15 protein-coding genes are annotated in these 14,711 nt (G+C 43.7%); 7 read left to right on the plus strand and 8 right to left on the minus strand.

The window, feature by feature from the left end:
* Window positions 1-6: 6 nt before the first annotated feature.
* The 3 genes from ACO067_RS17125 to ACO067_RS17135 form a co-directional block, all read right to left on the minus strand.
* A complete protein-coding gene (locus ACO067_RS17125) occupies window positions 7-1,023 on the minus strand; it encodes a DUF6588 family protein (protein WP_421876245.1) in 1,017 nt (338 codons plus the stop codon).
* Between the two features lie 30 nt (window positions 1,024-1,053).
* Entirely contained in the window at window positions 1,054-1,605 is a 552-nt protein-coding gene (locus tag ACO067_RS17130; RefSeq protein ID WP_421876247.1) for a hypothetical protein, read from the minus strand.
* 153 nt (window positions 1,606-1,758) lie between these two features.
* On the minus strand, window positions 1,759-2,805 hold the full coding sequence (locus ACO067_RS17135; protein ID WP_421876250.1) for a DUF6588 family protein: 1,047 nt from the start codon (window positions 2,803-2,805) through the stop codon (window positions 1,759-1,761).
* Between the two features lie 202 nt (window positions 2,806-3,007).
* On the opposite strand from ACO067_RS17135, the gene ACO067_RS17140 reads away from it, so the two are divergent.
* The 3 genes from ACO067_RS17140 to rsgA are packed head-to-tail and all read left to right on the plus strand — an operon-like array spanning window position 3,008 to window position 5,870.
* Complete coding sequence (locus ACO067_RS17140; RefSeq protein ID WP_421876252.1) at window positions 3,008-3,637, plus strand: peroxiredoxin; 630 nt, start codon at window positions 3,008-3,010, stop codon at window positions 3,635-3,637.
* 32 nt (window positions 3,638-3,669) lie between these two features.
* On the plus strand, window positions 3,670-4,956 hold the full coding sequence (locus ACO067_RS17145) for a 3-deoxy-D-manno-octulosonic acid transferase (RefSeq protein WP_421876254.1): 1,287 nt from the start codon (window positions 3,670-3,672) through the stop codon (window positions 4,954-4,956).
* Window positions 4,953-5,870 carry a ribosome small subunit-dependent GTPase A gene (gene rsgA, locus ACO067_RS17150; RefSeq protein ID WP_421876256.1) on the plus strand — a complete coding sequence of 306 codons (918 nt, stop codon included), beginning with the start codon at window positions 4,953-4,955 and terminating at the stop codon, window positions 5,868-5,870. The genes ACO067_RS17145 and rsgA overlap by 4 nt, the downstream gene beginning before the upstream one ends.
* On the opposite strand, the gene ACO067_RS17155 is transcribed toward rsgA, so the two are convergent.
* A complete protein-coding gene (locus ACO067_RS17155) occupies window positions 5,831-6,727 on the minus strand; it encodes a glycosyltransferase (protein ID WP_421876258.1) in 897 nt (298 codons plus the stop codon). The genes rsgA and ACO067_RS17155 overlap by 40 nt on opposite strands.
* A gap of 23 nt (window positions 6,728-6,750) precedes the next feature.
* Between ACO067_RS17155 and ACO067_RS17160 the strand changes: the two genes are divergently transcribed.
* Both ACO067_RS17160 and ACO067_RS17165 read left to right on the plus strand, forming a co-directional pair.
* Entirely contained in the window at window positions 6,751-7,659 is a 909-nt protein-coding gene (locus tag ACO067_RS17160) for a sulfotransferase family protein (protein ID WP_421876262.1), read from the plus strand.
* Complete coding sequence (locus tag ACO067_RS17165) at window positions 7,656-8,846, plus strand: glycosyltransferase (RefSeq protein WP_421876264.1); 1,191 nt, start codon at window positions 7,656-7,658, stop codon at window positions 8,844-8,846. The genes ACO067_RS17160 and ACO067_RS17165 overlap by 4 nt, the downstream gene beginning before the upstream one ends.
* Here ACO067_RS17165 and ACO067_RS17170 read toward each other — a convergent pair.
* Entirely contained in the window at window positions 8,821-9,663 is an 843-nt protein-coding gene (locus ACO067_RS17170; protein ID WP_421876266.1) for a hypothetical protein, read from the minus strand. The genes ACO067_RS17165 and ACO067_RS17170 overlap by 26 nt on opposite strands.
* Window positions 9,664-9,735: 72 nt before the next feature.
* Here ACO067_RS17170 and ACO067_RS17175 point away from each other — a divergent pair, with 72 nt between their 5' ends.
* Both ACO067_RS17175 and ACO067_RS17180 read left to right on the plus strand, forming a co-directional pair.
* The gene (locus tag ACO067_RS17175; protein WP_421876268.1) at window positions 9,736-10,914 is read left to right on the plus strand and encodes a tetratricopeptide repeat protein; all 1,179 of its coding nucleotides are present in this window, start codon (window positions 9,736-9,738) and stop codon (window positions 10,912-10,914) included.
* Window positions 10,901-11,512, plus strand: a complete 612-nt coding sequence (locus ACO067_RS17180; RefSeq protein ID WP_421876270.1) for an IMPACT family protein — start codon at window positions 10,901-10,903, stop codon at window positions 11,510-11,512. Before ACO067_RS17175 ends, ACO067_RS17180 begins: the two co-directional genes overlap by 14 nt.
* Here ACO067_RS17180 and ACO067_RS17185 read toward each other — a convergent pair.
* From ACO067_RS17185 to ACO067_RS17195, 3 genes are read right to left on the minus strand one after another with little or no spacing between them, the layout of a single operon-like run.
* A complete protein-coding gene (locus ACO067_RS17185) occupies window positions 11,509-12,090 on the minus strand; it encodes a 3'-5' exonuclease (RefSeq protein ID WP_421876272.1) in 582 nt (193 codons plus the stop codon). The genes ACO067_RS17180 and ACO067_RS17185 overlap by 4 nt on opposite strands.
* An 8-nt stretch (window positions 12,091-12,098) precedes the next feature.
* On the minus strand, window positions 12,099-13,532 hold the full coding sequence (nhaC, locus tag ACO067_RS17190; RefSeq protein ID WP_421876274.1) for a Na+/H+ antiporter NhaC: 1,434 nt from the start codon (window positions 13,530-13,532) through the stop codon (window positions 12,099-12,101).
* 39 nt (window positions 13,533-13,571) lie between these two features.
* Entirely contained in the window at window positions 13,572-14,693 is a 1,122-nt protein-coding gene (locus ACO067_RS17195; RefSeq protein WP_421876276.1) for an NAD(P)/FAD-dependent oxidoreductase, read from the minus strand.
* Window positions 14,694-14,711: the final 18 nt, after the last annotated feature.

Here is a 14,711-nt window from a genome sequence, read left to right on the forward strand (position 1 = left end):
TTGGTCCTATCGGATGCTGATACCTACACCAGCAGAAAGGGTGTTGTATTTCTGTAGGGCATATTCAGCATGGAAAGTGAAAATCAATAACTTCAATCGTAAACCTGCGTTTGCTCTTAAACTGCCACTTTTATAAGATAGATCAACTGGGTCAGTGAAAGTTCCAGCTTCTGTTTCGTAAGTTCCGTTAAGATTGAAGTTAGTCTTGGTGGATATAAAACCAACTCCTGCATAAGCAGTCAATACTGACAGCTTTTTCGAAATGATACCTTGAAGAGTCGTACCAGACACGTTGAACTCACCTATTTGATCAGGATTGTCGGCATCAAAACTAAATTCATTAGTCATTTTAGTGTAGCCAAAAAAACCAGACAGATCGAAAGGTAAATTTTTAATCACAGGAATCCATTGCTTAACATCATGCATGACGCCAATTCCAAACATACCAGTGCTAAATTCTTCTCCAGGGTCACCGAAGGTTTGTTTTGGGATCAAGCGAAGCCTTAGTTCAGTTCCTTTGATGATTCCGATTCCCAATGAAGCTACTGGTACAGGTACTGCATTGAATCCAAATTCTTCATCCAAACCTAGTCCCGTTGGTGCTGTGATACTGATATCATCATTTGGATCACTATTGTTCTCATTGAATACCAGGTAAGGGATATCATCTGCTCCCAAATTAGGACCCATTATCGTTGGATATCGAGTCTGTCCATTTTCTGCTGGTGCAGTATTTAGGTTTTGGTAGTCACTAGGGTTGATGGTGTAAAACAGTGCATTGTCCGGTACATAAGCCATGTTGGTAGTTACTGTCAGGTCAAAACCCAATGTTTTGTGAGGTTTACCTGTGTTGTACCATCCACTATTCAACCCATAGCCAAACCCTTGAAAAATAGGTTCAAGGTAGCTTTCGAGTAATTGGTTTCCATCTTCCACACCACCTTCCAGGAAGTCTCCAAGGTCCTGAGAAAAGGCAGTGTTAGCCGATATAACAATGACTAATAGTATTAATGTTTTTTTCATGATTGCAAGTATTAGATTAGACTGGGTGAATTACAGGTCTCTGATTTTAGCGGTTACATCAAAATAGAGCACGAAATTAAAATTGACATCCTGATCAGGAATTTCTGCAAAATCAAAACTTACCGTTGATGTGATGTCCTCTCGCTGATCCAAAGCCTGCTCCAATTCTGCAAGTCCAGCAGTGTTAGATAATTCCGTTTTAGAAATGTTGGTCAGTGTAGGCGTAGAAATATCAATAAGTGCGATTCTATTTCCAAAAGGATCAGTCAACTCTATGGTGATATTATCAAGGTCGAATTCCTCATTGGCATCTACTTCTGTGATTTCGTAAGACAAGCCATTAACGATAACTTCTTCCAGCGCATCTAGATCCCCGCTGAACGCGTCAACATCAGAAAGGCTGTATTCGTCTTCTCTGGTAACAGGGCCAGGGTCGCCTGGTAATGAAATGGGTAGTGATCCACTTGGTAATTCAACAGGTATTTCCAATGGAAATTCTTTTTGTGCATTGAACCCAATCCCCTCTTCTCCACAAGAAGCCAGGAAAATGGCGGCTATACCGATCAATAAAGTTTGTTTCATTTGTTCGATGATTTGTGTATTCAACAAAAATAGCGATTCCTATCAATTGATGGACCTCTTACAAACTTATTTGGATATATGGGTGCTTACAATACCATGTATTCGGTATTCTGGAGGACGAATCTGGTATTTTTCAATAAATAATGGATTCAGCTACCTCACGCTAATACCAATGCCCATGTTGAATGTATTGTATCGCTGGAGTGTATAGGCTGCATGAATGGTCAGTATCGCCAGGTTAATTCGCCCACCAATGGTTGTTCTGGCACTTCCTGCTCCATCAAAAGAAAGTGATATCGGATCCTCAATTTCAGAACTGGAACCTGTGGTGGTGTTGTATCGATAGGTGCCGTTCACATCTAGTTGACTATTTACTGCATTAAATCCGATACCCAGGAAAGGTGTGAAGAATAACAATTTTTTAGAAATGATACCTTGAACAGTTGTGGCGCTGGTGCTGAATATAGCTGCCCCATTACCTTCAAAATTGCCTGTGTTCACATCTATACCGTATTCCAGGTTAAGTTTCGAGTATGCCACCAAAGCGGAAAGATCGAAAGGTAGTTTGGAAATACCTGGAATCCATTGTTTGATGTCGTGCTGTACACCGAACCCAAACATGGAAGCTTTGAAATCTCCGGCGGTAACTTCAGGAAGGATTCGAATTTTCACTTCCGTACCCTTGATAATCCCAATCCCAATGTTGTAGGTAGGGGCTGGGGTACCTTCTAAAGGGACATCCTTCAGGTTAATGACACCATCGGGTACGTCAAATCGCTGTTCCCCATCAAAGGTAATTCCTCCCGGGTAGGTAGCCTGGCCAGTGAAGACTAACTCAGAACCAGGTTCTGCATCTCCTCCAGCTAGTGTGGGGATAATCCCATCTTGATCTCCTTCCAGAGTAAGGTCTTGATAATCTGCAGGATTGAATTCAAAGGAGCGCTCGGAAGAAGGGATAAAAGCAAAACTCGGTGAGATGGTGAGGTTAAAGCCTAGGCTTTTGTGAGGTTTGGCAGTGTTGTACCAGCCGTTAGATAGTCCATTCCCAAAAGCATTGATTCCAGGAGCTGCATAATTTTCAAGGTACGTTTCAGCATTGTCTGCCCCCACGGCAAGAATATCCCCAAAGTTTTGACCATTCAATGTGGTGTTTAGAAGTACGGTAATCAAAAAGCTTAAAAAAGTGAATTTGAGTTTCATGTGATTTATGAATTAGATAATTAAAACTAATGAAGTAATAAGTCCTTATTAATGCCATTTGTTTGGTTCAGGCTGGAGAGATAGGTAATTTTGCCTCCGAATTAATAGGAGGTATTGTCTCGTTTAATAATTGCATCAAAACAATACGAACCTCATAACGAAACGAACATTTTTTTATAAATCATAAAACAAACTAATAATTATGTCATTAGTAGGAAAAAAAGCGCCAGTATTTAATGCTCCTGCAGTAATCAACGGAGAAGAGATCGTTGAGCAGTTCTCTTTGGAGGATTATGTTGGCAAGAAAGAAGTTATTTTCTTCTTCTACCCTAAGGATTTCACATTTGTTTGTCCAACTGAAATTCACGCATTTCAGGAAAAACTAGCTGAATTCGAGAAAAGAGGAGTACAGGTAGTGGGTGCTTCTTGCGATACAGAAGAGACCCACCTGGCTTGGTTGATGACTGAGAGAGATAAAGGAGGAATCGAAGGAGTGACCTACCCTTTGGTAGCTGATAGCTCTAAAACCGTAGCTAATAACTACGGCGTACTTGCTGGTGACTGGAGCTACAACGAAGAAGGTGAATTGGTATTTGATGGTGCTCCGGTAGCATACCGAGGTACATTCTTTATTGACAAAGAAGGAGTCGTAAGACACGAAACGATCAATGACCTTCCACTTGGAAGAAATATCGATGAAATGCTCCGTATTGTTGATGCGTGGCATCACGTAGAGAAGCATGGTGAAGTTTGCCCGGCCAACTGGGAAGAGGGTAAAGATGCAATGCAGGCTACTAGAGACGGAGTGTCTTCTTACCTGGCATCTCACTAAGCGATCCAGTAACTAGTCATTATCAGCAAAAGATGAAGCCGTCCGCTAGTCAGCAGGCGGCTTTTTTATTGATCAATTGGGTACATTGCCGTATGGTTTTATTGTACCGCCTCAGTTTGTGGATATATGGTCTGATTATTCGGACTCTGGCAGGATCTGTGCAAAAAGCGAGAGATTTTGTGAACGGCCGCAAAGGTATTTTTGAGCAGGTAGCTGTACAGCTGGAAGGCTCCGAGAAGGACATTGTTTGGGTGCACGCGGCTTCTGTGGGGGAGTATGAGCAAGGGAAGCCAATTATCGAAGCTCTGAAAAGGGAGCTTCCTCATTTGAGCATTTTGCTCACCTTCTTTTCTCCATCTGGATACAATAGCTACAAACAGTCTGCTCATGTGGATTATGTCTTCTATTTACCTATGGACTCTCCGTCCAATGCGAAGAGGTTTCTGGAGTTGGTCAATCCAAAAATTGCACTTTTTATAAAGTATGAATTTTGGTACTTCTACATGTTGGAACTGGCCAGGCGTGATATACCTCTGCTGCTGGTGTCTTCGGTATTTCGACCCAACCAAATGTTTTTCCAACGATTTGGCACATTTTACTTGCGTGCCTTGCAATCCACGAGTCACTTTTTAGTACAAGACGATGACTCGAAAACCTTGCTTCAATCCTATGGGATTGCTCAAGTGACTGTCTCAGGAGACACGCGCATTGATCAGATGCTACAAGTGCGGGAGGAAGCCTGGCCTTCTGAGGTACTCGCATCATTCACTAAGGATCATTTGGTGATTGTGTGTGGCAGCTTGTGGCCATCTGATTGGGATTTGATCCGGGAAGTGATTTCGAAAATGCCCGAGGTTCGTATCATCATCGCTCCACATGAGATTTCTGAGGATGAGTTGCAATCATATGAAGCTGCTGGGGCTCAACGAATTACTAAGTTTCAAGAAAATGATTCGTACCAGATACTGCTCGTGGACTACATTGGAGATTTGAAGCGAATGTATCGTTATGGTCACTTCGCATATGTGGGAGGTGCCTTTCGTGGTGCGGTACACAATGTCATCGAACCGGCCGTATATGGCTTGCCAATAGTCATTGGGGAGCATGCTAATAACGATAAGTTTGTGGAAGTGCGAGAGCTGAAATACCTGGGAGGAATCAAAGAAGCTGCTGACTCCCAACAACTATTCAGTATTTTTGAATCGTTGGTCTACGATCAGGAATTAAGAAAGAGTATGAGTGAAGTTTGCCAGGAATACGTACAGCAACATGCCGGGGCAACAGATAAAGTAATGAAAAAGATAAAAGAATTGCTATGAAGGGACTAGTGATCCGGTCTACAGGTTCCTGGTATAGTGTGTTGCTCGAAGATACGACCACCGTAGAGGCACGAATCCGGGGAAAGTTTAAGCTGGAGGATAAGAAAATTACCAATCCAATCGCCGTAGGTGATTATGTGGTTTTAGAGGAGATCAATGGGGAGTATATCATTGTGGAGATCGTCGATCGGGACAATTATATTATTCGCCAGTCTCCACGCAAAAAACACCACGACCATCTTATTGCTGCTAATGTTGATCAAGCGGTAGTGATTGCAACATTGAAAAAGCCGCGCACTTCCCTGGGATTTATCGATCGCTTTCTGGTGACATTAGAGGCCTTCCGCATTCCAGGGATCATTCTGTTTAACAAAACGGACCTACTCAATGAGGAAGAACTCGATGAAGTTGGTTACTTGTCATTTATCTATGAGCAAAAGGTCGGCTACAAATGCTACCAAACTTCCCTCACCAAAGAGGGGGTCTCAGATAAAATCCGCGAAATCTTCCAAGGGAAGAAAACGCTGGTTTCTGGTCATTCGGGAGCAGGTAAATCCACTTTGATCAATCTGCTGATCCCTGAAGTGGATCAAAAGGTGGCCGAAGTGTCCAATTTTGCCAATAAAGGTGTGCATACTACCACCTTCGCAGAGATGTTTTTCATGGATGAAGATTCAGCCATTATTGACACTCCGGGTATTAAGGAACTAGCCCTTTCGGAAATAGAAGGAGAGGAATTGGCACATTATTTTCCAGAAATGCGCGCGTTTCTAGGTGAGTGTAAATTTCATAATTGTCAGCACACCAATGAACCCGGTTGTCGGATTAAGGAAGCACTGGAAGAAGGAAAAATTACAGAGGAACGATACTATAGCTATTTATCCATGCTGGAGAGCGATGACAACCGACGTTGACTTTGCTTGATAAGTTTGCGGTATTTGGCTATTAATCCGAGGTTGAGTGTTTTTACGCACTGCTTGATTTCGTACCTGCATCGTTTGATCAGTGCCCGATACTCTTCTGCCGTGTTATTGAGGTCGTAGATTTTCCTGCACACTTTCAGCGTTGAGTCTAAATGCCTACTGCGTATGGTAAATTGCACTTTGCCTAAAGAGTTGGGCAATTCTCTTTTTTTTACCAATGGCGCAGGATTGAAGAGGTAGTGATAATATCTGGAAGAACGAATCCAAAAGTCAAAATCCTCATAACTCAACTGCTCGTCATAACCTGCCAGCTTTTTAAACACTTCACGTTTTGTCATCATGGTAGGAGCACAGATGAAGTACCTGGATATTAACTTCCTGTAGAGGTCTCCTTGAGGAACCTCTTCTGTGAGTTGACCATTTTCATTTCTAGGGTAAAAGGTATCCATCATTTCGCCAGCCGCATTAATCAAAAATGCATCAGAAAAATGTACCCCGGCCTCTGACGGTGCATTGATAAAATCATTGATTCCTTCTTCCACCCGTTTTGGTAGCAAGATGTCATCACCGGCCAGGTCTATGATAAAATCACCATTTGCCAAAGCCAGCCCACGATTGAAAGCAGCACAATTTCCAATAGTATCGTCCAAAGAAATGAAAGAGATATCCGTATTGGCCTTCAGAAGTTCTCTAATCACTTCCTGACTGCCATCCGTACTGCCATCATCCACCACGATGAGCTCTATGTTTTGGTAGGTTTGGGTAAAAACGGACTTGATGGCAGATTCTACAAAATCTTTTTGGTTATGACACAGGCAGATTATTGAGACAAGAGGAAGAGAATCCATAAATTTCCGTTTGATTATCAAAGATGAGAAGAAAAAAGTTAGTCAGGACATTGGAACTACTTTCGGATTTTTTACCGAGGAAGTTTCCGGTGCACAGCAAACAGTCATTGGAACGACCCTTTTTTATTTTTGGGTCCGGTCGCAATGGTAGTACCCTTCTCAATAGGATTCTCAATAGTCATTCTCAGCTCTTTCTGCCTTCGGAGCAGTATTTTTTGGGTAACTCCATCGCTAAGTTCAAAATCTATAACTGGCTCCTCTGGAGAGACCTGGTAAAGGTGATTGTGGGAGAGCTCATGCCGAGTACTGGGAGTCATACCTGGCAGTTTTCAGGTGATGAGGTCTTCCAGGGTATCAATCAATCCTCGGATAAAAGTCTGGAATGGCTTATCGACTACCTATTCAGATCTTATGGAGAACAAGAGAAAGCATTTAAGAGGTGGGGAGATACCACGCCAATGAATACTCACTATTTACCCGAAATCTGGAGTGTATTTCCTCATGCATCTTATGTTTTTCTGATTCGGGATGGGCGCGATGTGGCAGACTCTTATCAGCGGGGTGGAGCTGAGTTTTTAGGAGATTTGGCTCAGCCTGAAAAGGCCATAACTCATTGGCAGGAAAGCATAAAGGCCTATGATTGGCTTAGTAAGAAGACTACTGTACACCTGATCCAGTATGAGCAGATAGTTCGAGAGCCAAAACAAGCGCTGAGTGAACTGTGTGAATTTTTTGGGGTGTCGTTTGAAGAGCAGATGCTGAATTTCTATCAGCATCCTTCGTCGGCCACCTTATATCAGGAGCCACAGCATGCCAATCTGCAACATCCGATCAATGACCAGTCCATTAATAAATGGAAAGAACGATTTGATGAAGATGATTCTTTATTCAGCACAGTTCAAAAAGAACTGAAAAGGTTTGGTTACTTATGAAAGTACTGATCATCCCTTCCTGGTATCCATCGCCAACTCACCCTTCAACTGGTATATTTTTTTACGAGCAAGCAAGACTGATGGCCAGGCACCGTCCGGATTGGAGCATTGGCCTCAGTGTTTGGGGGTCACATGATCCCCGCCTTTGGTTGCATCGGTCACAGCCGCTCTCTAGTCTGCTCAAGTTTGGATCAAAGCCAATGGTCAAGCAGAAAGATGCCATTTTGGAGGGTAATTGTGTGGAATTCATGACGCCAGCCTTTACCTGGACCCGAAAGATCAAAGGCGGGAATATGAAAGGGATCTTACAAGCTAACGAGCAGAATCTGGAGCGCTTCATAGCATACTTTGGTAAACCAGACGTCATACACGCCCAAGTCACTTATCCTGCAGGTGTTATCGCTCAGCGGCTTTCTGAAAAATACAGCATTCCTTTTGTGATCACTGAGCATCAGAGTCCATTCCCTATGCCTTCTCTACGGGGAATTTTGCACAAGAATCTAATACCGACTTTAAAAGCAGCTAATCAGGTATTGGCGGTGAGTCAAGCACTTGTTCATGAGCTGGAGCACTATGGTATAGTAGCAGATAAGGCGACTAATTTCATAGATGATCAGTTATTCATTCCAGGGCAGGAGTCATCAGCCGATGTGAAGACCTTAATAGCCGTAGGGAGGTTAGAAACTCAAAAGAATTACGGTCTTTTGTTGGAAGCTGTGTCATTGCTTCAGAAAGAATGTCCGGTTCTCTTGAAAGTAGTGGGTTCAGGGTCGCTACGTCGGTCGTTGCAACGACGAGCCAAAACGCTTCAGTTGAATGTGGAATGGCTTGGTGAATGTACCCAGCATGAAGTGTTGATGCATTTACAGTCGGCACACGTCTTCGTTAACACTAGTACTCATGAAAATCAGCCTGCAGCCATTCTGGAAGCTCTCGCTTGTGGCTTATCTGTGATCAGTACACCATGGCAGGGAGCGGAAGAATTAATTGATTCCCAAGCAGGAGCTCTTGCTAAGGGTTGGGAAGCTGCTCAGCTACAGCAAACCATCTCTGAAGTATTGGATCAGCAACTGACTAAACACGCTGTGAGAGCTTACTTTGACCACCGATTCGGAACTCAACGGGTAGTGGATCAGCTAGAGAGTAAGTTTCAAGCAGTGATCACTCGATATTCAGAACCAGATTAGACCGTTCGGCATAGATTCCACCCATCCGCTCTTTGAAGTTGATCAGAGAATGCTGGGGCACACCATTAATAGATGACACTCCAAGATCCAGATAGGTAAACCCTCGTTTTCTGAGATCATCATATAGGTAAACCATCAGCGCCACCATGGGGCTTTTGGACCGATAGGTAGCACTACTTGCCGGTAGGAAGTAGTAAGCAATATCATCAGTAGGCAGACTAACGATGCACGTAGCAGCCAACTCCTCTAAATGGTAAGCTCCATAGATTAAGAATCTGTCTGGAAATGCTTCAAATTGTTTGCTAAGTGTATCCAGAGAAGTGTTGATGTGAATGCCTTGTTCTGCACGAGCATTCTCAATAAACTCATGAACACTCGGAAGTTGCTTCACAGGAAGCAATTGCAGATCAAAACTTGAGCTGTCCAGCTTCCTTTTTTGCATCAAGTGCAATTGGTCTGGCTCAAAGTTTATCAAATCCACGAAATGACTTATTTCCGAAAGTTTTTTTTGGAACCCATAGTCAATCAAATGATTAGTTGCTACCGAAGGATAGACATGAATGGGCTGTTTGATAAGGAGCTGCCGGACCTTGCCGGTTAATTCTTGCTTTGCCTGATCCAGAAACTGGAATAATTCCTGCTGATCTTCGTTGGTAGTAAAGATGCCGCCGAAAGGACTTTGAGGGAGACTGATTGCTGTTGTCTTTTCGATACTATAGGCTAGTTGAGCACTATCTGTCTGAATGAATTGAAAGTCAGTCAGTTGCTGAATAGCGGCATATTTTGAGTCAAACAAATAGCAATAAGGGAATGGCATGTCTTTAGGAATCCATCGTTTCTGTAAAACTATGGGTCTTGGTGTTAACCACCAACGTGTTTTTGATTGTGCATGTCAAAAGGTAACTTGCCATTTAGTTTTTCTAAAGAAATTCACAAGAACGACAATTTGAGAAAGGTTTTCATCGCCGTACTTTTTTCCATAAGTCTTACTGCTCACTCACAGTTGTTTGACAATCCGTCAAATGTGAAGCTTGTTAGGAAATGTGTGGATTACATTTACAATGTTCAGTCAGATTCAGCAGAAATACTGATTGCTCAAGTAGAGGAGCGGTTGCCCAATCACCCTGCAGTGCCTATGTTGCGAGGGCTAAATATCCTCTGGACCAATATCCCGGTGGTGACAATCGACTCTGTTTTCAATGATTTTAGTAGCCAGCTCAGAGAGACCATTCGACTGGCCAATCGATTAGATGGGGGCCGGCAGGAGCATCCTGAAGCTATATTCTTTGAAATGTCTGCTCGAGGATTACTGGCTGAATACTATGCTGACGATGGACACTACATGAAGGCTCTTTCAGAAGCAGGCAAGGCTTATGACCTGGTGAAAAGTGGTTTTCAATTGAGTGATGAAGTGCCAGATTTTCTAATGACTACAGGGGTATACAATTATTTTCGGGAGAAGTATCCAGAGAAGTATCCGGTATACAAACCTCTACTTTGGTTTTTTAGAGGAGGCGATATAGAACTTGGCTTACAGCAGCTGGAGGAAGCCACTCAGAAGGCCGTCCTTACCCGTGTGGAGGCATATGTGTACCTGGCATACATTTACTTGAGGTACGAATACAAACCGAAAAAAGCCCAAAAATACATGTGGTATCTCACAGAAACCTATCCGAACAATCTCTACATGAAGTCCAAGCTTTTGGAGTCATTGACAGCTGATGATGACTTTAAGAAAGCACCTTATTCAATCATTGAGGAGTTAATAGCCTCGGATAGGTCCTATTATACCATGGCGGGAAAGGCATTCCAGGGTTTGTATTTTGAGCGGGTGAGTGGTGATCTTGGCAAAGCAATTGTGGCCTACAAGAAGGGCATAGCTGCTGGGTCTGATATCACGGGACATGGCACCTACTACCGCAGCTTATCCTATTTAGGTCTTGGTCGAATTTATGCTGCCCGCGGACAAAAGAAAGATGCTATTTTTCATTTGGAAAAAGCCATAGAGATTTCCGAATCGGAGGCTATTGACGCAGAGGCAAACGCAATCTTAGATGACATTGAATGAGTTTTTTACCATTAGCAACTCGACAGAAGGGCTTTACAAAGAGAAGGGTAGTAAATTCATAGCCAGGGCTTACCCTGTTAGCACTGAGGAGGAGATCAAAGAACATTTGGATCAGCTCAGAAAAGAGTTTTATGACGCCAGGCATCATTGTTATGCCTACATAATAGGTTTAAAGGAGCAGGCTTTTCGTGCCAATGATGATGGTGAGCCCAATCACTCTGCTGGTGACCCGATTTTAGGTCAAATTCGATCAAAGAATTTAACCAACACCCTCGTAGTGGTGGTCCGTTATTTTGGAGGTACGAAACTGGGTGTAGGTGGACTCATTAATGCCTATAAGGTAGCGGCGGAAGAAGCGCTAAATCAAGCTGAAATTGAGACGGTCTATTCTCAAACTCCCTTTAGTATCCAGTTTGCTTACGATGTTACCTCGGAGGTGGAACGAGCACTTGGTGAGTTCGAAATTGACTACCTGAGCAAAGACTATACAGCCTCTTGTCACTTTACCGGCCTGATCAAAGATGAGGATGTGCCCAGGTTGCGCAAGAAGCTGGAGCTTACTCCTGATGTTAACTTGCGGTTTGAGGATGTAGATTAAATGTAGCCTTTCTTTTGCAGCATGCTGTAAATTTTTGTGCAGATCCAGGCGTCGGTGGCTGCATAGGATAACTGACCAGTAGTCAATTCCTTGCTTTCCCAATTGGATGTTTGCTGGCTTTTGCTGATTCTGGCCTTGAGGAAAATTCCAGCCAGACTTCTCATACCTATTTGGGTGATGCCAAGATCCGCAGCAATATCGTTGAGGTCAATAAAGCCACCAGGTCGGAATGGCCGCAGCTTTTTCAATTCTTTGAGATCATCACGAATACTGATTCCCACTTTTAGCAACTCCCGGTCTTCTAGGAGATTTTTCAGAGCGTTGCTAATTCCAAGATCCTTCACTCGAATGATGTAGGCATTGTCCATCGTAGCGAGTTGGATCAGAGCCGTTTGGTTGTATTCTCCCTTGTTAAATGTCGGTTTGGTTTCTGTGTCAAATCCAAGAAACGCCTGTCCTCTCATAGATTGGAGAGCTTCGTGCAATTCCTCTTCTGTGGTAATAAGGTGAATGGTGCCACTGAATTTCATCAGTGGGAGGTGTTTGATTTCTTCTTTGGGTATTTGACTGGGAAACATATGTGGGGTTACTCGGTGACTAATTTTTTGATTTTGAATCCTAAAAATCCGACCGTCATGGTCATCAAAGGGCTAATGAGGTTGAAGAAGCAGTACATCAGGTAATCTCCTGTGGCCACTCCGAGTACTTTGGAGTGATAGGCACCACAGGTGTTCCATGGTATGAGTACGGAGGTTACTGTACCAGAGTCCTCCAGCGTTCTACTGAGGTTTTCTGGTGCCAGTCCTTTTCGTTTATAGATATCGGCATACATTCTGCCTGGTACCACTATGGCCAGGTATTGATCCGAAGCGGTCACGTTGAAGAACCCACAGGTAAATACCGTCGAGGCGATCAGTGAACCCGTGGAGTTGACCAGGCTTAGGATCGCTTTCGCAATTCGTTTCAGCATGCCGGAGCTCTCCATCACACCACCAAAAATCATGGCAGAAAGTATCAACCAGATGGTTCCAAGCATTCCAGCCATACCACCACTGCTTAGTAGTTCATTGACCATTTCGTTGCTGGTAGTAATAGAAATATCTCCATACAATGAGGTCATTATCCCGCGAAACATGCCCGAAGGAGTGGCACTGCCACCTATACCTGCTACCAGATCCGGCTGAAAAATCAATGCAAATAGTGCCCCTAACAATGTTCCGGCCAGGAGGGCAGGGATTGCTGGTACTTTGCGTACGATCATCACCACCACGGCTATTGGTACGATGAACAACCAACCCGAAATGTGGAATTTGTCGCTGATAGCAAATAATATTTCTTCCGTGTTGACCACTGTGGCTGAAGTCCCTGAGGTAAAACCAAGAATCAGAAAAATGATCAATGTAATGCTGATACTAGGCACTGTGGTAATGGCCATGTATCGAATATGAGTAAATAGGTCTGTTCCTGCCATCGCCGGGGCGAGATTAGTGGTATCTGATAGTGGTGACATCTTATCACCAAAATAGGCACCAGACAAAATTGCTCCAGCAATCATGCCTTCAGAGATACCGAGTGCCTTGCCAATCCCAATGAGTGCAATGCCCACGGTGGCTGCTGTGGTCCATGAACTACCAGTTGCCACAGATACGATAGAGCAAACAATACACGCCGCGAAAAGGAAAATGGATGGGTTGAGGATTTGAAGACCGTAGTAGATCATGGCAGGTACGATACCACTCAGCAACCAGGTGCCAGCAAGCGACCCGATAAGCAGTAAGATCAACAAAGAGGTCATGGCGGAGCTAATGCTTTTGACAATACCATCTTGCAATTCATCCCATTGGAATCCTAACCTACTCGCTACCAACGCTGCAACTGCCGCTGACAAAATGAGCACAATCTGGTTGGATCCGGCAAGAGCGTCATCACCGAATATACCCACGTTGATAGATAGCAGGATGATTAGAAAGATGACTGGTATAAATGCTTCTAGAAGAGTAGGTTGTCGCTTAATCGCCATTCAATAGAGTTTTTGCAAACCGAAAAGTTAACACAAATTTCAAAAATGATCCTGAGAGATTTGAGTGGCCAGTTCCTCACCAACAAGGCTGCCGAGTGCCACACCCATTCCTCCGAGTCGGACCCCGAGGTATTGGCGTGGGGCTAACCGCTTCACTATCGGTGCCTTAGTGTCACCAAAGGCCATGATTCCGGACCATTTCATTTCCACTTTGAAGTGGGTTTCCGGTATGATCACTTCTTTTAGGTCCTGAATAAGTTTTTGTTCTATGATTTCGTTAATGCCAAATTCAGTAGTGGATTCCTGCTCCATAGCAAGATTTCGGCCACCACCGAAGATGATTTTATCATCGAAATCACGGAAGTAGTAGAATCCTTCATCGTAATGGAAAGTGCCACGGAATGAAAGGGGTTTATCTGGCTTTACCAGCAACACCATTCCTCGACCTGGTTGGATGTTCAGTTGTTCTGTGATAAGCTGAGGTGTGAAAGCGTTGGTGCAGATGGCTACCGATCTACCGAGAAATTCAAGTTGACCCGCCCGGATCACCGCATGTCCAGTCTCTTCTTCTATCTGCTCTACTTTGGTACCTGTGATGATCTGAATGCCAAGCTGTCCGCAATATCTCGATAGATTCTTCATGAGCTTTCCAGTATGCAACTGTGCTTCATGCGGATTGTAAACCAGATCAGAGGTGTTCCTAAAACCAAATTCATCGAGCTTTTCTGTTGCATGTTGGAAAACTGAACCTTGAAATAATGGATTCAGTAATTGATTGACTTGATCAATGGCATCTAAGTAGTAAGAAGTTTTAGGAGTGAGCAATTCATAACCTCCTTGCTTGAGTAGTCCGATGGACTCTTCACCCAATCGACTGATGGTTTTTTGTAACCCGGACCAGCGCCTTTGCACCAGAGATACCATACCCTCATCACCTAGAGTTTTACGGTCTTGTGCCAACTCAGAAATACTCCCAAAGCAGGCAAATCCGGCATTTCTGGTACTGGCCCCTAAAGGAAGTGTCCCTTGTTCAATGACGAGGACATCAGCAGCTGGGTGTTTTTCTTTAAACGAGGCGGCCGTAGAGAGTCCTGTGATTCCTGCACCAATCACAATTAAGTCATATTGAGCAAACGATTCCCGTTCCCAAAAGCTTTGCATAGAGGTTAAGTTGTTTTG

This window comes from Marinoscillum sp., from assembly GCF_965229915.1.
Taxonomy (GTDB): Bacteria; Bacteroidota; Bacteroidia; order Cytophagales; family Cyclobacteriaceae; genus Marinoscillum.

Coding starts and splice junctions, on each gene's coding strand:
- rsgA (WP_421876256.1), top strand. CDS start 4,953: ATGAAGGGACTAGTGATCCGGTCTACAGGTTCCTGGTATAGTGTGTTG.
- ACO067_RS17155 (WP_421876258.1), bottom strand. CDS start 6,727: ATGGATTCTCTTCCTCTTGTCTCAATAATCTGCCTGTGTCATAACCAA.
- ACO067_RS17185 (WP_421876272.1), bottom strand. CDS start 12,090: ATGTTTCCCAGTCAAATACCCAAAGAAGAAATCAAACACCTCCCACTG.
- ACO067_RS17135 (WP_421876250.1), bottom strand. CDS start 2,805: ATGAAACTCAAATTCACTTTTTTAAGCTTTTTGATTACCGTACTTCTA.
- ACO067_RS17145 (WP_421876254.1), top strand. CDS start 3,670: ATGAAGCCGTCCGCTAGTCAGCAGGCGGCTTTTTTATTGATCAATTGG.
- ACO067_RS17195 (WP_421876276.1), bottom strand. CDS start 14,693: ATGCAAAGCTTTTGGGAACGGGAATCGTTTGCTCAATATGACTTAATT.
- ACO067_RS17160 (WP_421876262.1), top strand. CDS start 6,751: ATGAGAAGAAAAAAGTTAGTCAGGACATTGGAACTACTTTCGGATTTT.
- ACO067_RS17125 (WP_421876245.1), bottom strand. CDS start 1,023: ATGAAAAAAACATTAATACTATTAGTCATTGTTATATCGGCTAACACT.
- ACO067_RS17175 (WP_421876268.1), top strand. CDS start 9,736: ATGTCAAAAGGTAACTTGCCATTTAGTTTTTCTAAAGAAATTCACAAG.
- nhaC (WP_421876274.1), bottom strand. CDS start 13,532: ATGGCGATTAAGCGACAACCTACTCTTCTAGAAGCATTTATACCAGTC.
- ACO067_RS17170 (WP_421876266.1), bottom strand. CDS start 9,663: ATGCCATTCCCTTATTGCTATTTGTTTGACTCAAAATATGCCGCTATT.
- ACO067_RS17140 (WP_421876252.1), top strand. CDS start 3,008: ATGTCATTAGTAGGAAAAAAAGCGCCAGTATTTAATGCTCCTGCAGTA.
- ACO067_RS17130 (WP_421876247.1), bottom strand. CDS start 1,605: ATGAAACAAACTTTATTGATCGGTATAGCCGCCATTTTCCTGGCTTCT.
- ACO067_RS17165 (WP_421876264.1), top strand. CDS start 7,656: ATGAAAGTACTGATCATCCCTTCCTGGTATCCATCGCCAACTCACCCT.
- ACO067_RS17180 (WP_421876270.1), top strand. CDS start 10,901: ATGACATTGAATGAGTTTTTTACCATTAGCAACTCGACAGAAGGGCTT.